This is a genomic window from Vibrio sp. ABG19 (genome assembly GCF_029962385.1).
Lineage (GTDB): Bacteria > Pseudomonadota > Gammaproteobacteria > Enterobacterales > Vibrionaceae > Vibrio > Vibrio ostreae.
Window position 1 is genome coordinate 3,106,127 of the sequence record NZ_CP071708.1, and the last position, 20,775, is coordinate 3,126,901.

Sequence of the window (20,775 nt, forward strand, 5' to 3'; positions counted from 1 at the left end):
GCGATCATGAAGAAAGTTCTGGTTCTGGGCGCGTCCGGATATGTGGGATCGCAGCTCCTCCCTCTATTACTGGAACAAGGTTACGATGTCACCGCGGCTGCTCGACAGACCGACTACCTGACGCTAAGAACCTCACCCCATCCGCACTTGACGATTACCCATCTGGACCTGGCTGATGAGCAGGCAACACTTCAGCTCGTGCCTCAGTTCGAGCTGGTGTTTTTTCTGGTGCACGGTATGGCGCAAGGCCATGACTTTATCGAATATGAGTTATCCCTTGCTCATCACTTTAAATCCGCACTGGACCAAAGCCAGGTACGCCACGTCATCTATCTCAGCGCGCTGCAACCAGCCACAGGCCAGTCGAACCATCTTAAGGCAAGGAAAGAGACCGGTGATATTCTACGCCAGAGTCACGTCCCGGTGACAGAATTGCGCGCAGGGGTGATTGTCGGCCCAGGCTCAGCAGCGTTCGAGATCATGCGTGATTTCGTCTATAACCTGCCTCTGTTAATTGCGCCTCAATGGGTCGACTCCAAAGCCAACCCGATCGCTTTGGAAAATCTGAATCACTATCTGCTCAAACTGGCACAGGAAAATCCATCTGGACATCAGATACTGGAAGCCGGCGGCCCGGATACACTCTCTTATCGTGATCAGTTCAGAGTCATCTGTCAGCTGACCGGCAAACCTTTTCGACTCTGGTCAACCCGCATGCTGACGCCAGCCATGGCGTCCTATTGGCTGGGTCTGGTCACCTCAGTACCATCAAGCATTGGCCGGGCGTTATTAGCCGGACTGGAACATGATTACGTCACCGATTCCGACACGATTCGCACTCGTTATCCGCAACCGTTAATCAGCTACTATGACGCAGCGAAATCCACCATCGAACAGGAAGGCACTTTCGTGCGCAGCAACGTCTGGGGATTCGACCCCGCCGCTTTGCAGCGCTGGCAAGCCGGCTACGGCTATTATCCTAAATGTGCCGGAGCCACTATAAGGACACACGCCTCTGCTGACGCATTGTGGCAGGTGGCACAGCAGATCGGTAGCCGGGAGAAGGGCTATTTCTTTGCCAACATTCTGTGGCGCACCCGAGAATGGCTGGATTTTCTGGTCGGTGGAGGCAAGCCAATCCGGGTATCGCCTCCCGGCCCGGAACTTAAGGTGGGTGACTTTATCGACTCCTGGAAAGTGATTTGGGTCGAAAAGCCGCATTTCCTCTCCCTGTTATTTGGTATGAAAGGTCCGGGGCTTGGTCGCTTAGAAGTAACGATTAAAGATCGAGGTGACGTAAGGGAGCTGAATATTACCGCCTGGTGGCACCCAAAAGGGTTTGCAGGATTACTTTACTGGTTTGCCATGATGCCGGCCCACCTGTTTATTTTTAACGGCATGGTGAGAGCAATCTGCCAATTGGCGGAGCACGACGATTAGCCCCAAGGGTATCCCCGGCCTGCAGCTGGTTGTCGAAACCTGGTACGCCGATGACCAGTACCCGACTCCGGATATCGGCATCAGTGATGGCAAAGATTACGGCTATGATGCTTCGGTCAACTTTGCACTCGATAGTGGTGTAAACGGACATGATGTAAACGGACACGCCTTTATTACTCAGCAATATATTCTCGCAGCTCAAACAGTTACCGCTATCCTGATAACAGAGCAAGCGCACATCGCTTCGAGCTGACCGGTGACTATCAAATCTCCGACGACCAGAATGTATTACTTAATATCCGCTATGAAAAATACCGTGAAAGTGACTACCTGTTCGTGCAGGAAGAGAACATGGGGGATGTGATGCAAAGCTATGAGGGGATATTTGGGGCCGTCTATTGGCGTTACCGTTTCTGAGGTAGGTTGTTTAAAGATGAAAAAACAGGAGAGGTATTCCTCTCCTGTTACAAAACTCAAGCGTGATTTACCGGCTTAATCAGCTTTAAAGCTAAGAGGGATTTCAGCCACTTGCTGACCCTGATTACCCGGATAGATCAAATACTCGCCGTGGTACTTCACGTTCGACTTATAATCAGTGCGCTTATGTACCATAAAACCTGCTTCGGCCGCCTTCTCAATAAAGCCGGCGTGGTAACCACGGACAAACCAGCTCATCGGTTTAACCAGCAGCTCACCGTCAAAACACGACTCGCACTGCTCGGCACACAGTGCCAGCGAGTTCTGGCCGTCGGTAAAGATCTGTACTTTACCGCAACCTACCAGAGGCTCTGAAGTTGACACTTCCCAATCCGCTTGCTCCATCGTATCGAGGAACTGCTCAATTTTTTTATCTGTAATGACGTTGCACTCCGCGGCGGCATCACCGGCAAAAAATTGCGCGTAGTAAGCAGAAATGCGCTTAAACGTAAAAAGCAGCTCAGACTGATTGCCCTTTGAGCGGCCAGCCTTTTGCCAACGCAGCAAATCGTCACTCACACAGCGGTGGAAACGCTGACTTTTGATCGCCTTAGTCACCCAGTGCACCAGAAAATGGTTGTTTGCGACCGGAGCATCGGCCACTTTTCCGGCGCTATGCTCTGCGCTCAGCTCTGCTAACGCCGCGTTTACGACGTTCTGAATTTCCAGATAGTAGTCTGACACTATGCTTTTCTTCCTAATGTCCAATAAAAACTCGCAGATAATAACGAACATCCGGCCATAACGAAAATCATTGGCCAACTTTCTCCGCCAGGCATCGCTGCCACCAATGCGCCAACAACCGAGCCGGTGCCAAAACGTAACGTGCCCGCTAAAGAAGACGCCGTCCCGGCCATGCGCGGATACCCGCTGAGCAGCAGCCCCATTGCATTACTGCCGATAGTAGAGATGGTCCCAATAAACATCACCACAAACGGCACCGTCCCCCACAGGCCAGCGCCGGTGAACCAGCCGATAAACAGCCCCAGCCCAGCCACTAACTGTACAAAAAGACCAAAACGCAGCATGGCATGCGAACCGACTTTTTTCACCAAACGGCCGTTGAGAGTCGTCATACCGATCATCGCGACGATATTCAGCGCAAAAAGATAGCCAAACTCGCTCGGGCTCACGCCGTACAGATCAATATAGACGAATGAACCTGCGGTCAAAAAGGCAAACATGCCCGAGAACGAGAAAGCTCCGGCCATAATTAACCCCATCGCCTGACCACTGCGACACAGACGCAGATAGTTCTTCATCGTACTGCGAAAATGCAGCGGCTGTCGGTTTTCGTCAGACAGGGTCTCCGGAATTTTCCACAACACCATGGCAATAACAACCACAGCAAAAGCAGCCAGTAACCAGAAGATCGACCGCCAGCCAAACCAAACCGCCAGATAACCGCCAATCATCGGCGCGACCAGCGGTGCAATCGTGATCACCAAGGTGACAAACGACATCGCGCGGGCAAAATCTTCACGGTCAAACATATCGCGTACCACAGCCTGAATCACCACGGCAGCAGCAGCACCAGCAAAACCTTGTGCCGCCCGCACATAAGTCAGCGCGTCAATACCATGCGTGGTGGCGCTGACCATAGCCGCTACCGCAAACAGGAAAATACCGCCCAACATCACCGGGCGACGTCCATAACTATCAGCGAGAGGGCCATGCAAAAGTTGGCCGATAGCAAAGCCTGCCGTGTAAGCGGTCAGCGTGATCTGCACCTGGCCAGCAGTGGTCCCCAGATCTTGGGCGATAGCTGGCATGGCTGGCAGATACATATCGATGGCCAGCGGAGTCAGTGCACCAATCGCACCGAGCACAATAAATAACACAAAGCCTATCTTCGACGCATCGTAGTTAAGGGGGGAATTCGTTGAGGTCATACATCTCCACTCTGATAAAAATACGAAGTGCGACACCAGGTGCCGCACTTATTGATTCGATTTCGACATCCCGAACAATCAGGTCTAACGACGAGAAATGAGTGAGCCCGCAACAGAAAATTTCATGCGCGGAGAAACGAAGGCAGATAACGCCAAGTCAGACTCAAATCGAGAGGGTAATATCGAAAACATTGATTCCACTCTCTAGCTTATGGCAAAGCCGAGAAACTTCTAGTTCTTATTAGGAAATAAACTATTTCCTAATTCGATTTTTAGTTCCTAATTGAACTCAGTGTCCAGCACAGAACCAACACCAACCAGGCCTTTACCAGCATCGATGCAGTATCTGAGTAACGCCTATTCAGACACACAAGTCGTTGCAATCAGTCAGGCATTTATGAGCGGCCATTTACGGGGACACACACTCTTACTAAGGAGAAAATAAAAAGGACACACACCTTTTCTGACATCTGTCCTTGTTCTCTTACCGCCAATATGCACTTAGATACCTATACTGCACCTGTATAAACCTCTGAACTGCGAGTGTCCCACTTAAGTATGTGCGCTTAAGTACGTGTGTCCCGCTTATATATTCCTCTTTACTCAGTAAACAACAGAGTGGGAATAGAGAGGACAGACGCGACTGTGACTCAAGCCTCTAACAGGGTTATTTCCAGATCGACGCGACTTCGTCTTCAGTCAGGAAGCGGTACTCACCCGGCTCCAGGGTATCATCCAGCACGATATCCCCCACCCGTTCGCGATGCAGGCCAATGACTTTGTTACCCAAAGCGGCAAACATACGCTTAACCTGATGATATTTTCCTTCATGGATGGTCAGCAGCAGTTCGTTTTCCGCTTCATCCACCACTTCCATCTGAGCTGGCAGCGTCATGTCACGTTCATTACGCAGCTCAATCCCCTGCGCCAGTTTCTCTGCGTAATCCGGTTGAATTGGGTCAGCCAGCCACACACGGTACGTTTTATCACATTTGTGTTTTGGCGACGTAATACGATGCGACCACTGACCATCATCGGTAATCAAGACCAAACCGGTGGTATCCACATCGAGGCGGCCGGCAAAATGCAGCCCGCGCATGTTCGCTTCATCCAGCAACACAAATGCAGTCTGATTAAAACCATCTTCGTGAGAGCAAACAAACCCTTCCGGTTTGAACAACATGATGTATCGTGGGCCACTCAGCGTAACTTCACGCTCCTGCCATTCGACAACGGATGTCTCGCTGACTTTGAATGCGCCACTTTTTTGCGATTGACCATCAACGGTGACATCGCCGCTTTTCAGGATCTGAGTGGCTTCTTTACGTGTGGTGCCCAGGGCGTCACACAGGAATTTATCTAAACGCATGCATACCTCATCTGCTCGAAGTCGGGTATTATACAGAGCCCACATTAAATAGTTGAGCTATTTCACAGAATTCATCGTCCGACTGTATGTATACACTTCGCCCCTATCAAGCTGACTCGGTAAAAGCCGTCATTCATTATTTTCGTCACAACAATACGCCAGCGGTTATCGTCCTGCCGACAGGTGCCGGTAAAAGCCTGGTGATTGCGGAACTGGCTCGTCTGGCCAAAGGCCGGGTATTAGTGCTTGCCCATGTCAAAGAGTTGGTTGAGCAAAACCACGCCAAATATGAAGGCTATGGCCAGAAGGGCGCTATATTTTCCGCCGGCCTGGGCCGTAAAGAAACCGATCAGCAGGTGGTGTTTGCGTCCGTGCAGTCTGTGGTACGCAATCTGAATGCGTTTAAACATCAGTTTTCGTTACTGGTGATTGATGAGTGTCACCGTGTCCCGGATGACAAAGACAGCAGTTATCAAAAAGTCATCACCCACTTACTCAGCCTCAATCCGGGTATGAAAGTGTTGGGACTGACCGCCACCCCTTACCGTTTAGGCATGGGCTGGATCTACCAGTATCACACCCGCGGCCTGGTGCGCAGTGAAGACACGCGCTTTTTTCGCGACTGTATTTTTGAACTGCCGATCACTTATCTGCTCGATGAGGGATTCCTCACCCCGGCCAAATTGATTGACGCGCCGGTACTGAGTTACGACTTTTCTCAATTGAAGCCAGCGAATACCGGCCGCTATAAAGAGTCAGAACTGGATATGGTGATTGAGCAATCCAAACGGGCAACACCACAAATTGTGGGGCAAATCATTCACCTCGCCCAAGACAAACAAGGCGCGATGATATTTGCGGCGACCGTGCGTCACGCGCAGGAAATTCTCGCCTTACTGCCACAAGGACAGTCCGACATCGTGATTGGTGATACGCCCTCGCCGGAACGTGACACCATTATTCAACGCTTTAAACAGCGTGAAGTAAAATTTCTGGTTAACGTGTCTGTCCTGACAACCGGTTTTGACGCTCCGCACGTTGACCTGATTGCGATCCTGCGTCCGACCGAGTCAGTCAGCCTTTATCAGCAAATCGTCGGGCGCGGACTGCGTCTGTCGCCGGGTAAAACCGAATGTCTGGTATTAGACTATGCTGGCAACACTTACGATTTGTATCAGCCTGAGGTCGGCGATCCGAAACCGGATTCAGACAGTGAAATCATCACTATTCCCTGCCCGGCATGCGGCTTCAATAATAATTTCTGGGGTAAGCTCGACAGCAACGGCTTTCTGCTTGAACATTTTGGCCGCCGTTGCCAAGGCTACTTTACCGATGAAGAGACCGGCGAGCGGGAACATTGTGGCTACCGTTTCCGTGCCAAATATTGTGGCGAGTGCGGCGCTGATAATGACATCGCCGCACGCATCTGCCATGAGTGTGACGCGACCCTGGTTGATCCGGACAAAAAGCTTAAAGAAGCGCTCAATCTGAAAGATGCGCTGGTGTTCGAATGCCTGGAAATGGACTTATCAGTACTTAAAGACGACAAAGGCAAGTCCCAACTGAAAGTCACCTACCGCGGAGACAACAACGCCCAAGTGCATGAATTTTGGTCATTGAGTACCCCGAAACAAAAAGCAACCTTTAAACAGCGTTTTGTGCGTCCTCATCTGGCAGACAAACATCGTCCGTTTGACGAAGCATCGCCGGCCAAAGTGGTCAACAACCAGCATCGCTTCCGCCCGCCGCAGTTTGTCATCGCGCGCAAGTCCGGTCGTTTCTGGAAAATGCGCGATAAAATTTTTGAAGATGAACTGCGTTGAACGATAGCATCCAACGCCAATACCATGGATTTGTTGACATTGCACCAATATGCAACCAGATGTTAGCTTAACAAACAATTCAGCTTGGGTTCATTTTGTGCTTCGTATACTGAGCATCAAATCGTTAACCACAATCGGACGGAATCACATATGTTAAATCAAAGCTTAAAACTTCGTACTTGGATCACCCTGCTGGGCTGCCTGTCATTACCGGTTATGGCTCAGCAAAGTGCCGGTCATGAATTTCTGCAAGATGCAGAACGACATGGAGCGCGAGTCGAGATTGATGAAGACCAAGACAAAGTGTTTGCAGCTGTACAACAGGGCCGTATCCGCCCGTTCTCAGAATTATATGCGGCGATTGATGAACAGCTTTATGGCCGCGTGATTAAAGTCGAACTCGAAGAAGACGACAACGAATGGATCTACGAACTCAAACTGGTGCATGACAATAAAGTGATTGAGGTGGAATACAACGCCACCACCCTTGAGCTAATGTCTATTGAAGGACGTAACGTGCTTGAGTTTATCAAACGCTAACTCGGAATAAGATATGGCGTCCACCGGGCGCCTTATGCTGAATAAAAAATAACAAAGAGAAAATACATGAAAATTCTGGTTATCGAAGACGATACCCGCTTGGGCGAACAAATTATCGACGCCCTGGATCAGGCTGGCTGGGTCGCAGAATTATCCCAAGACGGCGTCGATGCGCTGTATCGCGCCACTTCTGAGCCCTGGGATGCGATTGTTCTCGATTTGGGCCTGCCAAAACTCGATGGCCTGACAGTGCTTAAAGGCATCCGGGATGAGAACATCAACACACCGGTCGTTATTCTGAGTGCGCGTGACACGCTAACCCAACGGATTGACGGCCTGAATGCGGGCGCAGATGACTATCTCACCAAACCGTTTGAAGTTCTGGAGCTGATCGCGCGTTTGCGTGCCCAGTTACGCAGAGCATCCGGTAGTGCTTCACCGGTTTTGTCTTACGGCCAGCTCAGTCTGGACACTCGCACTTCCACGGTAACCTGGCAGGGCGCGCCGGTCAGCCTGACGGCTTTGGAATATAAAGTGATCGCCTATTTTCTGCACAACCCGGATAAGGTGATTTCACGAACCGAACTGGTTGAGCACATCTACAAGCAAGATTTTGATCGTGACTCCAATACCATAGAGGTGTTCATCGGTCGGATACGCAAAAAAGTCGCACCTGAAATCATCAAAACCGTGCGCGGCCTGGGATATCAGCTGAATGCCGAATAAGTCCTCGCCGTTCAGAAAACTCAGTCTGAAAACCCGCTTATTGCTTGCTGCAACCTTATGGCTAGGCGTGATGATTCTTGCGGCCGGTTATCTGATTCCAAGCCTTATCAAAGATTACCTGGTTGCCGATGCCGAGCAGCAGCTTACTCTCTCGATGGATGAAATCACGGCGAACCTCGGCGCCAATGACCGTGGCAGCCTGAGCCTTGGCATCCGCTTGTCAGATCCCCGTTTCTATCAGCCCTACAGCGGTCTGTACTGGACCGCCAAAGTCGGCAGCCAGGAGTTGCGCTCACGCTCTCTGTGGGACCGCTCGATGACCAAAGAAACCCATGCACTTAAAACCCGTTACTTTGGCGCCAAAGATGAACCCTTGATTGTGCTGTCGCGTACCATTTATCTGCGGGAATTCTCCAATCCAATTAACATTGTGGTCGGAGTGGATGAAGCGCCCATCATGGCGACCTTGAAACAGGTCGGAGGCCAATTGTGGGGCATCCTCGGTTTACTGTTTATCGGCGTGCTGATATTGATTGGAGCACAGATTTCCTGGTCGCTGTGGCCGCTGGCGAAAATGCAAAAAGAGCTGGTTGCATTGCGCAAAGGGCAACAATCGAGTCTGGATGAGAGTTACCCGAAAGAAATCGCACCGCTGATCCGCGATCTCAATGCCCTGCTGTTTCACTACCAAGAACTGCTGGAACGCGCACGTCATCATGCAGGTAACCTGTCCCATGCTCTGAAAACCCCGCTGTCGGTACTGAAAAACGAAAGCGAACAACTGCCCCAGGATCAGCAAAACAAGCTGCAACCTTCTATTGATCAGATTCAATCTCAGATTGACTATCATCTCGGCCGGGCCCGAATGGCCGGTTCGGCCAATATTCTGGCAGCCAAAACCAACCCGAGTGAACGGGTTGACGCCATATCCATCGCGTTTGATAAAGTATACGCCGAACGTGAAATCATTTTGGTCAACGAATTGGATTCAGAACTCGAAGTCAGTGTCGAAAGCACCGACTTTGATGAAATGATGGGCAACATACTGGAAAATGGTTATAAGTGGGCATCATCCCTGATTAGAGTTTATAGCCGTACCCTTGATAAACAACGGGTGGAAATTACCGTTGAAGATGACGGGCCGGGCATCGATGAGGCTGATTTGCATCGTGCAACCAAACGTGGCGTACGTCTGGACGAAAGTGAACCAGGAACTGGACTCGGACTGAATATTGTCAGTGAAATGGCGCACAGTTATCAGGGCAAACTGACTTTATCACGCAGTAAACTGGGTGGACTGAAAGTCACACTGACCCTGAAACAGCCTACACCATGACTCGGACTATCAGCATTGCCGCTGTCTGCGCCCAAACAGAGTCAACCAAGCTAGTTTTGAAAATCAATCAACCATACGCTTGCAAAGCCAGCGCAAATCGGGCAAATCAGCATCATACAGCATCGAACCGAAAGAAATTCTATTGCTCACAAGCCGTTTGAATGCTAGTATCCGCGCTCGTTTTGATGCTAACTCTTCGTTGGTTTCAAAACTTTAACACAGCAACAAGGTCGCATTGTTGCTGTAACACTATCTATTTTTACTAATTTGAGAGTAAATACTATGAAATTTGAAGCAGTAGTACGTACTGAGCTAGGTAAAGGTGCGAGCCGCCGCCTACGTCACGCTGGTCAATTCCCTGCTATCGTTTACGGTGGTGAGGCTGCGCCAGTTTCTATCGCTCTGAACCACGATGACGTGATCAACCAGATGGATAAGCCTGAATTCTACGAAACTATCGTTCTAGTAATCGATGGTGCTGAAGTTAAGGTTAAACCACAAGACGTTCAACGTCACGCGTTCAAGCCAAAAGTTGAGCACATGGACTTCATCCGCATCTAATTCCTCACCAGGGAATTAGCCGGATTTAATCCAGCCTTTTGCATAAAGATTATCGGCCTTACCATCCGAAATATCTAAAAATTCGAAACCCCGATGCTACCAACATCGGGGTTTCACCGTTTTTGGGTCCTGAATCAGTCCTCAGTTCATCAAACGAGTATAAAACCAGGACACACACCCAAATCCCTCCAAGCAAATAACAAGGACACTCGCCTCTTCGATAAACATCCCAGCATATGATTAACACACGCACCTACCAAGAACACATCCGAGTCAAGACTGATGTTCAAAGCGGATGTTCAAAGCGGACACACACCTAACGAAAGTCACTGTATCTCATACTCGCACCACCCTGATGGACATTCACTTACTTGACCTCAGTCGCGTCTCTTAACGTCGTTCATGAAAATCATCTCTTGATTGACCATTATCTGATGACGCCCCCTATCGGAAGACTCTTATGACGACCGCACGCAGTCAGCTCATCCGTCCTGATGTTACACCTTATTATCATTGTGTTTCTCGCTGCGTAAGACGTTCTTACTTATGCGGATACGACAAGCTGTCCGGGCAGTCTTACGAACATCGTCGTGACTGGGTAGAACAGCGCATCCTGTCCTTAGCCGCAATCTACTGTGTCCGTATTTGCGCCTATGCCATTATGAGCAACCATTACCATCTGGTTACGTTTATCGATACCGACGCAGCCCAGTCTCTTTCAGAGCTTGAAGTCGTCGAACGGTGGGGCGCAGAACACACCTTACCTGTCATCATACAGAGATACATTTCTCAGCAACTGACCTGCGAAACTGAATGGAACCTCTGCCATCAACTCATAGATACCTGGCGACAACGCCTGTGTTCACTAAGCTGGTTTATGAAAGAACTGAACTACGATATTGCCGTTCAAGCGAATAGAGAAGATGATTGCACAGGGCGATTTTGGGAAGGCAGGTTTAAATCTCAAGCTCTGCTAGATGAAAAAGCGCTGCTCGCAGCAATGGCTTACGTTGATCTTAACCCGATCAGAGCGAATATTGCACCGTCACTGAAACAATCTGATCACACGTCGATTAAATTCAGACTGTCAGAGCTCGAAAAAGGCAATACAACAGCATCGCCTTTATCTGATTTTGTTGGTTACCAACATCAGGATAAGGCGGCAGGTATCCCTTTCCGGCTCAGTGATTACCTGGAACTGCTTGATTGGATCGGGCGTCAGTTAAGACCTGACAAAAAAGGACGACTCGATGCCACTCATCCCTTCATCCTGCAGCAGTTAACCCTGCCCCAGCAGACGTGCCTGAGACTCTGCACCCAGTTAGAAAAGCAGTCTGGACTATGGATAGGTTCAACCCCTGAGTTACTGCGCGCAAAAGACAAACTCAAGCGTAAACGTATGTGTGGCGTTCATATATCCTGACGATGTCTGAGTCACGACTCTGGATTATTGGTCCGAGCATAGAACGGTTTAACCTGGGCGTTAAACGGTAAAAGTCAGTTGCCGATAGTCGACTGAAATCGTCTGCTCAAATTTATACCCCATACCCGCAAACTCCCTGACCTTTTTAAACCCCATCGTAGATGTAAGCCAGCGCTGGACTCATTTGGCAGCGCTACCACGCCGGTCGTTCCATCAGATAGTTAGTCAGCGTCTGTTCCTGTACAGTCACCTGCTGTGCCTTGACTACCCGAAAGCCCATATGTTCGAAAAAGGACGGGCAGTAATACTGACATGAGCATGGAGCCGTTTAATACCCCGTTGCTGAGCCTTAATCAGGACATGCTGCATTAAAAATCGTCCGATGCCTTGCCCCTGATGCTGATAATGACAAAAGAAGTGGTCAATTAAACCATCGGGTTGTAAGTCGGCATAACCGACAATTTTGCCATTGAGATGTACAACATAAGGATTTAACAACGTTAGCTGTGTGTCCCACAAAACAGCGTCAAATTCGACCGGAGCCCAGGCACACAATTGCTCCTGAGTGTAATCGCGTTGGTTGATGTGATGAACCGTGCTGATGAAAAGCTCTCGTAAAGTAAGGGCATCATCGGTTTTATAACGACGAATCTTTAACAAAACGTCCTCCGTCAGGCCACTTATTGGGGTGGTTTCGTATCACGGCAGGATATAGCAGACGAGCAACAAGACCAAATTAATCGCGCGTGTCCGATACCAGCTTGGCGAGTAATACCATGCTAAAGCGTGTGTCCCAATAATTCCGTTCTAAAGAGTGTGTCCTCGGAATTCTTACTCGCGTAGACATAAATTTCGACTCGACAATCGCGAGTGTCCTTGAAACTCCATCCTCTAGATCCTTCTCCAGAAGGCGTGTGTCCTCGAAGGTCTTTCCTCGGGATTCGGGTAACAGCAAACAACAACGGTTTATTTAGCCACGCCACACATCTTGGCCAAACGCTGGGTCAGGGCTTCACTACTAGCAAAAAATTCTTCGCCACTAATCAACTGATCATCAATGCTAAGCAGCGTCACCTGATCTTCCCGTACCGGTAAAGCGGAAGAAGCCGCTCCGTCACGGTCAAGCCAGACGGGATAGCCGTAATCACGCATCTTAGGCACCGCGATGAATTTTGAAATTAAACCCGGCATCGCACTGATATCAGCAAGATAAACTAACTTACCTTCATCCATACATTGCGTATCTATGGTATTAAGTGCGTTCTGAATCAGGTCTTTACCCGCCATGCCGTCGACAAACAACAAGGCTTGCATCTTGTTCTGATGAGTAAAAGTATTCTCATTTTGGTCCTGCAGACCAGCCAGATTCACTTTATCACCGATAGCCAGTGGCGGTACTTCAGAGGTAGCGCACCCCGTCAACGGCAATGACAGTGTCAGCGCAAGTACAGTTAAAATTCTTTGCATAGTAAACCCGAATAAAAGAATGAATTTAATCCTCTTTTTATCACATAACTTTACCAGAAACACCTGCGATGCTCAGGTCAGTTAAGGATTAGCAGGGCAAGTACCGCCATTGACAGATGAAAGGCAAACATGCGAATACCTGAAACCTTTTCAGTCATTGCGCCAGATTTTATAACCGGTTTTTATCATTGCGCGGCCAAGCAGATGAGTTGCAACCGGAGCGGTAAGAACAATAAATAAAATCGTGCCAATAACGCGGGAAATGACCGTAATTTCCGGGATGCTGAACGCTAATGCCAGCAATAAACAACTGACGCCAACCGTACCGGCTTTGGTCGCCGCATGCATGCGTGTGTAAAGGTCGGGCATTCTCAGCACGCCTAAACTGGCAATCACAATGAATACGGTTCCCAGACACAGCAGAATTCCCGTGATGGCTTCCATTATTCGTTTCCCTTCTGTTTAATGATCAACCGGGCAAACGCGACTGTCCCCAGAAATGCAACCAACCCGAGTGTAATCGCAATATCTAACAAAGCTTGCTGACCACTATCGAGTGTGTAGACCGTCACAAAACCTATGGTGGTAAATGAGATCAGATCAAGCGCAACGACCCGATCTGCCAGCGTCGGTCCCAGAATCAAGCGGATAAACGCAAATAATATGCTAACTAATAACCCGGCGTAGGCGATATTGATACTGAGTACTAACCAGTCAGTCACGAGTCACCTCCAGAATTTTTTTCTCCAGTCCCTGTTTAATGCTTCGTACCACCTGATCTTGTTTGGAAGCAAACATGGCATGCACAATAAGGTATTTCTTGTCCGGTGTAACATCCAGGCTCAAGCTGCCCGGAGTCAGAGAAACCATATTAGCCAGAAGCGTGATCTCCAGGTCAGACTGCACATCCAGTGGGATATAAAGGATATCGGGGTCGCTGAGATGAGTCGGCGTAATCACATCCCAGACAACACGCGCAGACGAGAGAATCACTTCATAGCTGAAATAGAGCAACAGAACGAACACCGCTCTGAAACGTCGAAAATAGCTGCTTTTGAGCCCAAAAGGCCGGCTAAGGCGCAAGATAATGAAACCAATCACAAATCCGGCGATAAAACTCAGGCTGGTGTAGCTGCCGTTAAGCATCATCCAGATCAGGGCTAAAAAAAGATTGAGTAATAAATACGTCATTCCTTCTCTCCCAGCACAGCATAAATATAGCCATCAGGTTGCAACAACTGTCCCGCCGCCTGAAGCGCAAACTGATAAAATAGCTCCGCCACCAGACCAATCAGCACAGTGATTAAAGTTAACAGCACGATTGGTGCACAATACAACCACTGGATTTTCACCGGTAGCGAGGCCTCTTTCCGGACCTCGGGAGAAGCCTTCCAGAATGCTTCGCTCCAGATTTTGGTCATTGAGAATATCGTTAACAATCCGACCACCAAAGCGACCGTGGCCAGTACGTAGTACGTTGTTTCCACACTGGCTTTTATTACCAGAAACTTGCCCCAGAACCCCGACAATGGCGGAAATCCCGCCAGCGAGAACGCAGGTATCAAAAACAGCACCGCCAGCCACGGCATTGCCTTGTACACGCCACCTAATTGCGCAAGTTGGTCCGAACCATATCTACGTTCCAGAAAACCGCCGATCAAGAACAGGTTAGCCTTAACGATAATATGATGAACGATATAAAAAATGGCACCGGATAACGCCAGCGGTGTATACAACGCAAGCCCCATGATCATGTAGCCAATCTGACTAATAATATGAAATGACAATATTTTTTTAATGCTGAACTGACTGGCTGCACCGAGCACACCGGTTAACATCGTCAATGCGGCAACCCATATCAAGGTTGACTGCCATCCACTGCCGGGCAGCGGAAATACCAGAGTAAAAACCCGCATCAACGCATACACGCCCACTTTGGTCAGTAAAGCCGCAAACAGGGCCACAACGCCACTGGGTAAGGTATGATAGGACGCCGGCAACCAGGCGAAGAGCGGAAAAAGCGCCGACTTAATCGCAAACGCAAATAGAAATAACGCAGCTAATGAGGTCTGTATTTCAACCGACAAACGGCCCACTTTACCATGTAAGTCTGCCAGATTAAGCGTACCGGTCGCGCCATAGAGCAAACCAATCGCAAGTAAAAACACCAGGGTAGAAACCAGATTGAGGACGACATACTTCACCGCACCGTCAATTTGTTGCTTACGTGCGTTGGTTACCATCAGTGCAAATGAAGCGATGAGCATCACTTCAAACCAAACATAGAGATTAAAGATATCACCGGTCAGAAACGCGCCATACACCCCGGCAAGCAGCACGTGCATTAGCATGTGATAAAGCCCGTATGCTGGTTTATGCGACAAATCTGCCATAGCATAAAACACACTCACCACGCCGATCAGCGCAGTGACCGTCACCATCGCCACACTAAAAAGATCAGCCACAAACACAATACCAAACGGTGCCGGCCACTGACCAAATGCCACCGCCTGTGGCCCCTGTTCAAACACAGTAACACCCAGTACCCAACTCACGATCAGAGTAAAAATCGAGCTTATCGCACTGACCCATTCCGAGACACGATGAGAATCCCGGACAAAAAACAGCCCGATCGCAGTAAACAAAGCGATCACCACCGGCAGAGTCAGCAGCACAGAGATCATTTGTCGTCCTCCGATGATTGCATGCTATCCGCATCGGCCGAGCCTGCTTCAGAATTGGCACGGTAAAGCAGTATCAAAGTGAATATCAGCAAACCGAAGCCAATCACAATAGCGGTCAGGATCAAGGCCTGCGGTAACGAATTAGCCGCCCCTTCCGGCGGTAATACCTGTTCGGTTTCAATCAGTGCCGGTAAGCCCGGTGTCAGCCGACCGGCGGTGAAGATCGCCAGATTAATCGCGCTGCTGAGCAGAATCAGCCCGAACAGTAAACGCAGCACATGCCTCTCTAACATCAAATAGATGCCTGCCGAAACAAATACGCCGACGACCATGCTCCAGAGCAGTTCCATTAGTCCAGCTCCTCATTGATGCGCAGCAGCATTCCCATCACGCCGCCGATCACCGCCAGGTAAATACCGATGTCGAACATCAGCGGTGTGCCGATCGTAACTGGTTCTGTCCACCACAAACCGGTTAATAAGGGTAAACCGGCAACATAGCTGAAACTGCCGGCCGTCAGGCTCAACAGCACCCCGAACAGCGCAATCCGAAACGGCGGATATTGCAGTCTGTCGCGCACATAACGCGGTGATTTAGCGAACATCAGCAAAGAGAAACCGATCACCGCGATTAACGCGCCGATAAAACCACCGCCGGGATGATTATGTCCGCGCAGCAATAAGTACAGAGAGAAAACCAGCATCAGCGCCGCAACAATATGAGAGGTCGTCGCAAAAATCAGCGACTGGATACGATTTTGTTTACCGTAGCGTGAAGAAAGTAAACTCACCGCAGCCAGGCCTGACAGGACAACCACCAGTGCTTCACCCAGTGTGTCCAGCGCACGAAAGTCAACCAGGATAACGTTAACGATATTACGCCCGTGCCCGCCCGGCACACTGTTGCGTGCATAGAAGTCGGTCACTGTCAGGTCCAGCGGCTGCTTGGTCACATAGAGCAAAAGCATACAAACGCAAAGCCCTATCGTCACAGCGACGATCGCATGTACAGTCTTACGCAGAGCGGAATGAGCGTGCACCGTTTCCAGACGGGGAATATGGCGCATCAGAAGCGCCATAAATACCACCATCAAGGTTTCAACCAGCAGCAGGGTTTTAGCCACATCCGGCGCACTGTAGAGCATAAACACAAGTGTGGTCATAAAACCTATGCTGCCCAGCGCCGCAATCGCCAACAGGCGTGCACCGGTGGTAATACAAACAAACACCGCCGCCACCATCAGCAGTGCTATCGCAATTTCGTAAAAAGCCACCTCAGACAGGGAATCAAAGGGCAGCGTGGTAAACGCCATCGAACTGATGAGCAGCAAGCCGGCCAGTACGCTAAAAAACCGTAATACATAACTGCGCAGCGGTTTGTGCTGCAGGCACTGTGTTTGCCAGCGGGCAATCTGCGTCATAGCCCCAATCAACCCGGAAAAGACCACCTCGGCCTTGATAACTCGCTCCCCTGCACTGCGCCAGCGCGAAAGCAGGCCCGGACATAACACGTACACCGCCACCCCCAGCAAAACCGTGATGACACTCAGCAATAACGCGAAGTTGAACCCTTGCCAAAGTTTGGTTGGTTCAGGCTCAGCTCCGGGCAAGATTGCCGCGACACCGGGCGTAATAACCTGCTCATCCAGCCAGTTCAGGCCAAACAGAGGTAAAAGAAGGCTGCCTGACGCTAATAAGGTCGCGGGAAGCCACAAAGCCCACCTTTTTTCGACTGGTTTGATGGTTGACGCCGTCCCGGATTGACGCGAGAAAAACGGCTTGCGTACTAACAAAATAGCCACCGATACCATTAATGCATTGGCCGCTACCAAAGTCGCGGTAACCATAATTCCGATTTCCAGCGAGGCTTTGTACATATACTCTTTACTGACAAATCCCATCATGGGCAGCAGACCGGCCTTCGATAACGCCGCAATCACCAATGCTGTTGTGCTCATGACCAGAACTGATTTCAAGCCGGACAGGCGCCGTATATCTCTGGTCCCGGTCGCCAGATCAACGTTTCCCACCACCATGAACAGAGCCGCTTTGTACAGAGCGTGCGCCACGATAAAAAGCAGCAATGCGGACACCGATAACTGAGTACCGATGCCAAGTAACAACATCAGTTTACCCAGTGCAACATTAGTGCTGTATGCAAGCATTAACTTGAGATCCGTTTGACGGATAGCGACCAGCGTACACCAGACCGCCGTAATTCCGCCGATGATCACCAGGGTATAAAACCATACCTCGCTGTGGGAATAGATCGGTGAAAAGCGAGCCAGTAAATAGACCCCGGCCTTGACCATAGTCGCCGAATGAAGATAAGCACTGACCGGTGTCGGCGCCGCCATTGCATTGGGCAGCCAAAAATGAAAAGGAAATTGTGCCGATTTGGTCACGGCGCCGAGAAAGATGAGCACCATGGAGGGCAAAAACAGCGCATGACTGGCTATCACTTCAGTCTGCTGCAATATCACGTCGAGCTCATAGCTATTTGCCATGTCACCCAGCATTATGAGCCCGGCCAGCAACGCTAGCCCACCCGCACCGGTAACCAGTAACGATTGCAGGGCGTTTTGACGTGAAGTCGGGCTCTCATGGTTAAACCCGATCAGCAAATAAGAAGTGAGCGTAGTTAGCTCCCAAAAAACAAACAGGAGTAACAAGTTGTCACTGACCACCAAGCCGAGCATGGCCAGCATAAACAAAGTGAGTTGACAGTGAAATGACAACCGGGCCGGTTTGCCACGCAGATATGCCAGCGCATACACCTGAATCAAAAAACCGATACCGCTGATTAATCCCGCGAAAAGAGCAGATAATCCGTCGAGGCGTACACTCAGGTTGATCCCCATCGACGCCACCCAAGGTACAGACCAGACTGTCCCCTGTGCGTCACTCCCCTGCGCGTCATAGCAGAAAAGCAACGCAACAAAGATAACCAGCGGCAACAACGGAAACAAAAGCCAGGCTATAGGCTGCGAACGAGCATGATGAGTCAATTCAGGCATTTCAGCTACAATCTGATACAGCGGTGATGATAGCGCGAAGGGGAGCTAAACGGCGTATCACAACGGCCGGATAGCTCGCCCAGGCAGCAACTTTCAATAGCAGACATTTATTCAGAGGTATGGCGCTACACCACCCGGTGTATGTTGATTGCCCGTTTGAGCTATTTGTTGCTGCCGGCAGTATTAAAAGAACGCAGATCACTGTAAACAGACTGACCTCGCGTGCTTTCGTAATCGCCATCCGTGCTGTCAAATGCATCGTAAGTGCAATCACCGATATCATTTCTGGGACAGACGTAGACATTAAGACGTTCTATCATTTCTGTTTTACATCGTGGGCAAAATCGTTGCATATCGAGCTCCCTATTTATTGAACATCAGACCCGTTGTTTAACATCTGACTAGCGATTTAACATCGAACTAGCGATTTGACATTTTTGATGGTCAGCCGTTTAATCTCCTGCTACCAGGCGGCCCAGTCTCTTCGGTCACGACTTGATCGGAGAAACAAACCCTTCCGGCTTGAGGGCGACCAGAGAACAGCGAATAGATTGCAGAATATTCTCCGCGGTGTTGCCAATCACAAATCCGGCAATACCGGTTCTCGCCAGAGTGCCCATCACCAGGACATCCACATCCTCCTGCTGCACACATTCCGGAATGGCGTCATCGGGATTACCGTGCAGATAATGAGTGACCGTTTCGCCTGCAATACCGGACTCTTCAAGCAATTGCTGTAATGCGCGTTGATGGCTGTTTTTGGCTTTATCAATTTCCTGATTAAGCTCTTGCGGATCGGCATGGATCCAACTGTTATCTTCAAGATAATGCTCGAGATAGTATTCCCAGCATGAAATCAGGTGGAGTCGGCTGTCACAGGAATCAGCAATCGATCGCGCAAGCTCCAGTAAACGTAAAGAGAGCGCATGTTGTGCCTCACCGCTTGGCGTCGGATCAATCGCTACCACAACTCTTCGTTTGTTTTTGGGCTTATCTGTGGGACGATGCAGCCAAACGGCACACGGGCATTTTCGTAACAAGGTCATATCCAGCGCTTTAAAGCCACCGGCCCCGTTGCGCAGCGGCTCCGCTTCTTTGATGATCAAATCGTGGTCGTTCTCAAGGGCTTGTTTAATGATACAGATAGCGGGTTGCTCACTGTGTTTGACCAGGAGCGGAAATGGTGCTTGCTGTTCAGATAGATCATGTTCTGATCTGAAACGGGCCACCTTTTCCTGCAGCGAATTAGACAAAGAGTGTTCATAACTTTGCTGGTAATGAGCCCACTCTTGCGGGAAAGCCGGACAGGCAATCAGACCAGTGACAGAAACGCCATTGTTCAGAGCGATTCGAATAGCCTGGTCGAGCGCGTCACTATGACCAGGTAACCCTTGGGTGGCATACAGTATGTTCTCAAATCGTTTCATACACACCTCCTTAAGTGGTTAAATTTTAACCACTCGGGAAGTATAATACCTAACCCACAATTGTAACGGCGTATTAATTTACATAGGTCACACGATAGCCAACCTGTTGCTTACATCCCGCTGGCGGGACTATTTAGCGACTTAAACCACTGGCTGGATACTTTGACTCCACCGCTTCGCCACTGCCAATCGGGCGCCGCTGCAACTGGTAACCCTTGGCGATAGCAATACATACACAATGACTATCGATCAGAGTGGAAATAATACCGCCATTAACAAATTGCAGCAGGCCGGCGCTATGATAACTCGCCGGGTTAAAGTGCACATAGATTCATTCTCGTCACGCCAATGGCTTTTTACCTGTAACCCGATCGGATTGGGCACTCCGCAGCCAAAACAATAGTTGTTGGGAATCTAATCCTGAAGCGCTTGTTCATTCTGCATACGACCTCCTGAATTAACGAAGAAAATAACAAACACCCGGCGGTGACGTTATCCAATAGATAGCACAGCTTTTCATCGTTCGCTGGCCACTGCTACGCTGCATTAGGGGATTTCCGGTCAGGCCATCTACCGCTAGCTTACTATTAGTTG

General features: G+C 49.7%; 20 protein-coding genes and 1 pseudogene. 7 read left to right on the plus strand and 14 right to left on the minus strand.

What is annotated here, in order from left to right; genetic code table 11:
* Positions 1-6: 6 nt before the first annotated feature.
* Positions 7-1,440, plus strand: a complete 1,434-nt coding sequence (locus J0X00_RS20285) for a DUF2867 domain-containing protein (RefSeq protein ID WP_282477603.1) — start codon at positions 7-9, stop codon at positions 1,438-1,440.
* A gap of 492 nt (positions 1,441-1,932) precedes the next feature.
* Here J0X00_RS20285 and J0X00_RS20290 read toward each other — a convergent pair whose 3' ends face one another.
* The 3 genes from J0X00_RS20290 to rsuA all read right to left on the minus strand — a co-directional run bounded on the left by J0X00_RS20290 (position 1,933) and on the right by rsuA (position 5,178).
* Positions 1,933-2,601 carry a DUF2913 family protein gene (locus J0X00_RS20290; protein WP_218563032.1) on the minus strand — a complete coding sequence of 223 codons (669 nt, stop codon included), beginning with the start codon at positions 2,599-2,601 and terminating at the stop codon, positions 1,933-1,935.
* Positions 2,601-3,809, minus strand: coding sequence for a Bcr/CflA family multidrug efflux MFS transporter (locus J0X00_RS20295; RefSeq protein ID WP_282477604.1), 1,209 nt, complete (start codon positions 3,807-3,809; stop codon positions 2,601-2,603). Before J0X00_RS20295 ends, J0X00_RS20290 begins: the two co-directional genes overlap by 1 nt.
* A 667-nt stretch (positions 3,810-4,476) precedes the next feature.
* Complete coding sequence (gene rsuA, locus J0X00_RS20300) at positions 4,477-5,178, minus strand: 16S rRNA pseudouridine(516) synthase RsuA (RefSeq protein WP_136484775.1); 702 nt, start codon at positions 5,176-5,178, stop codon at positions 4,477-4,479.
* 86 nt (positions 5,179-5,264) lie between these two features.
* On the opposite strand from rsuA, the gene J0X00_RS20305 reads away from it, so the two are divergent.
* From J0X00_RS20305 to J0X00_RS20330, 6 genes are all read left to right on the plus strand, one after another.
* Positions 5,265-7,001 (plus strand): DEAD/DEAH box helicase, encoded by a 1,737-nt coding sequence (locus tag J0X00_RS20305; protein WP_282477605.1) that lies wholly within the window; start codon positions 5,265-5,267, stop codon positions 6,999-7,001.
* A 216-nt stretch (positions 7,002-7,217) separates the two neighbouring features.
* Positions 7,218-7,541, plus strand: a complete 324-nt coding sequence (locus J0X00_RS20310; RefSeq protein WP_240798173.1) for a PepSY domain-containing protein — start codon at positions 7,218-7,220, stop codon at positions 7,539-7,541.
* A 66-nt stretch (positions 7,542-7,607) separates the two neighbouring features.
* Entirely contained in the window at positions 7,608-8,267 is a 660-nt protein-coding gene (locus J0X00_RS20315; RefSeq protein WP_136484769.1) for a response regulator transcription factor, read from the plus strand.
* Positions 8,257-9,603, plus strand: coding sequence for an ATP-binding protein (locus tag J0X00_RS20320; protein WP_282477606.1), 1,347 nt, complete (start codon positions 8,257-8,259; stop codon positions 9,601-9,603). The genes J0X00_RS20315 and J0X00_RS20320 overlap by 11 nt, the downstream gene beginning before the upstream one ends.
* Before the next feature lie 282 nt (positions 9,604-9,885).
* A complete protein-coding gene (gene rplY, locus J0X00_RS20325) occupies positions 9,886-10,164 on the plus strand; it encodes a 50S ribosomal protein L25 (protein WP_136484765.1) in 279 nt (92 codons plus the stop codon).
* A 460-nt stretch (positions 10,165-10,624) separates the two neighbouring features.
* Positions 10,625-11,587 carry a transposase gene (locus tag J0X00_RS20330; protein WP_282477607.1) on the plus strand — a complete coding sequence of 321 codons (963 nt, stop codon included), beginning with the start codon at positions 10,625-10,627 and terminating at the stop codon, positions 11,585-11,587.
* A gap of 193 nt (positions 11,588-11,780) precedes the next feature.
* Here J0X00_RS20330 and J0X00_RS20335 read toward each other — a convergent pair.
* The 11 genes and pseudogenes from J0X00_RS20335 to J0X00_RS20385 form a co-directional block, all read right to left on the minus strand.
* Positions 11,781-12,247: pseudogene (locus J0X00_RS20335) on the minus strand (GNAT family N-acetyltransferase).
* Positions 12,248-12,553: 306 nt separating this feature from the next.
* The gene (locus tag J0X00_RS20340; protein WP_282477608.1) at positions 12,554-13,054 is read right to left on the minus strand and encodes a hypothetical protein; all 501 of its coding nucleotides are present in this window, start codon (positions 13,052-13,054) and stop codon (positions 12,554-12,556) included.
* A gap of 150 nt (positions 13,055-13,204) precedes the next feature.
* On the minus strand, positions 13,205-13,498 hold the full coding sequence (gene mnhG, locus J0X00_RS20345) for a monovalent cation/H(+) antiporter subunit G (protein WP_218563025.1): 294 nt from the start codon (positions 13,496-13,498) through the stop codon (positions 13,205-13,207).
* Positions 13,498-13,776: a cation:proton antiporter gene (locus J0X00_RS20350; protein WP_136484638.1), complete on the minus strand. Its 279-nt coding sequence runs from the start codon at positions 13,774-13,776 to the stop codon at positions 13,498-13,500. Before J0X00_RS20350 ends, mnhG begins: the two co-directional genes overlap by 1 nt.
* Positions 13,769-14,245, minus strand: coding sequence for a Na+/H+ antiporter subunit E (locus J0X00_RS20355; protein WP_136484636.1), 477 nt, complete (start codon positions 14,243-14,245; stop codon positions 13,769-13,771). Before J0X00_RS20355 ends, J0X00_RS20350 begins: the two co-directional genes overlap by 8 nt.
* Positions 14,242-15,738, minus strand: coding sequence for a proton-conducting transporter membrane subunit (locus J0X00_RS20360; protein WP_282477609.1), 1,497 nt, complete (start codon positions 15,736-15,738; stop codon positions 14,242-14,244). Before J0X00_RS20360 ends, J0X00_RS20355 begins: the two co-directional genes overlap by 4 nt.
* Positions 15,735-16,088, minus strand: coding sequence for a Na+/H+ antiporter subunit C (locus tag J0X00_RS20365; RefSeq protein ID WP_282477610.1), 354 nt, complete (start codon positions 16,086-16,088; stop codon positions 15,735-15,737). Before J0X00_RS20365 ends, J0X00_RS20360 begins: the two co-directional genes overlap by 4 nt.
* A complete protein-coding gene (mbhE, locus tag J0X00_RS20370) occupies positions 16,088-18,754 on the minus strand; it encodes a hydrogen gas-evolving membrane-bound hydrogenase subunit E (RefSeq protein WP_282477611.1) in 2,667 nt (888 codons plus the stop codon). Before mbhE ends, J0X00_RS20365 begins: the two co-directional genes overlap by 1 nt.
* A 161-nt stretch (positions 18,755-18,915) precedes the next feature.
* The gene (locus J0X00_RS20375; protein WP_136484627.1) at positions 18,916-19,107 is read right to left on the minus strand and encodes a hypothetical protein; all 192 of its coding nucleotides are present in this window, start codon (positions 19,105-19,107) and stop codon (positions 18,916-18,918) included.
* Positions 19,108-19,242: 135 nt separating this feature from the next.
* Positions 19,243-20,181 (minus strand): universal stress protein, encoded by a 939-nt coding sequence (locus tag J0X00_RS20380; protein WP_282477612.1) that lies wholly within the window; start codon positions 20,179-20,181, stop codon positions 19,243-19,245.
* A 133-nt stretch (positions 20,182-20,314) separates the two neighbouring features.
* Complete coding sequence (locus J0X00_RS20385; RefSeq protein WP_282477613.1) at positions 20,315-20,506, minus strand: hypothetical protein; 192 nt, start codon at positions 20,504-20,506, stop codon at positions 20,315-20,317.
* Positions 20,507-20,775 lie beyond the last annotated feature (269 nt).

Excerpts from the sequence above, each read along its gene's own strand:
- J0X00_RS20285 (WP_282477603.1), top strand. The coding sequence starts at position 7 with ATGAAGAAAGTTCTGGTTCTGGGCGCGTCCGGATATGTGGGATCGCAG.
- J0X00_RS20295 (WP_282477604.1), bottom strand. The coding sequence starts at position 3,809 with ATGACCTCAACGAATTCCCCCCTTAACTACGATGCGTCGAAGATAGGC.
- rsuA (WP_136484775.1), bottom strand. The coding sequence starts at position 5,178 with ATGCGTTTAGATAAATTCCTGTGTGACGCCCTGGGCACCACACGTAAA.
- J0X00_RS20305 (WP_282477605.1), top strand. The coding sequence starts at position 5,265 with ATGTATACACTTCGCCCCTATCAAGCTGACTCGGTAAAAGCCGTCATT.
- J0X00_RS20310 (WP_240798173.1), top strand. The coding sequence starts at position 7,218 with ATGGCTCAGCAAAGTGCCGGTCATGAATTTCTGCAAGATGCAGAACGA.
- J0X00_RS20315 (WP_136484769.1), top strand. The coding sequence starts at position 7,608 with ATGAAAATTCTGGTTATCGAAGACGATACCCGCTTGGGCGAACAAATT.
- J0X00_RS20320 (WP_282477606.1), top strand. The coding sequence starts at position 8,257 with ATGCCGAATAAGTCCTCGCCGTTCAGAAAACTCAGTCTGAAAACCCGC.
- rplY (WP_136484765.1), top strand. The coding sequence starts at position 9,886 with ATGAAATTTGAAGCAGTAGTACGTACTGAGCTAGGTAAAGGTGCGAGC.
- J0X00_RS20330 (WP_282477607.1), top strand. The coding sequence starts at position 10,625 with ATGACGACCGCACGCAGTCAGCTCATCCGTCCTGATGTTACACCTTAT.
- J0X00_RS20340 (WP_282477608.1), bottom strand. The coding sequence starts at position 13,054 with ATGCAAAGAATTTTAACTGTACTTGCGCTGACACTGTCATTGCCGTTG.
- mnhG (WP_218563025.1), bottom strand. The coding sequence starts at position 13,498 with ATGGAAGCCATCACGGGAATTCTGCTGTGTCTGGGAACCGTATTCATT.
- J0X00_RS20355 (WP_136484636.1), bottom strand. The coding sequence starts at position 14,245 with ATGACGTATTTATTACTCAATCTTTTTTTAGCCCTGATCTGGATGATG.
- J0X00_RS20360 (WP_282477609.1), bottom strand. The coding sequence starts at position 15,738 with ATGATCTCTGTGCTGCTGACTCTGCCGGTGGTGATCGCTTTGTTTACT.
- J0X00_RS20365 (WP_282477610.1), bottom strand. The coding sequence starts at position 16,088 with ATGGAACTGCTCTGGAGCATGGTCGTCGGCGTATTTGTTTCGGCAGGC.
- mbhE (WP_282477611.1), bottom strand. The coding sequence starts at position 18,754 with ATGCCTGAATTGACTCATCATGCTCGTTCGCAGCCTATAGCCTGGCTT.
- J0X00_RS20375 (WP_136484627.1), bottom strand. The coding sequence starts at position 19,107 with ATGCAACGATTTTGCCCACGATGTAAAACAGAAATGATAGAACGTCTT.
- J0X00_RS20380 (WP_282477612.1), bottom strand. The coding sequence starts at position 20,181 with ATGAAACGATTTGAGAACATACTGTATGCCACCCAAGGGTTACCTGGT.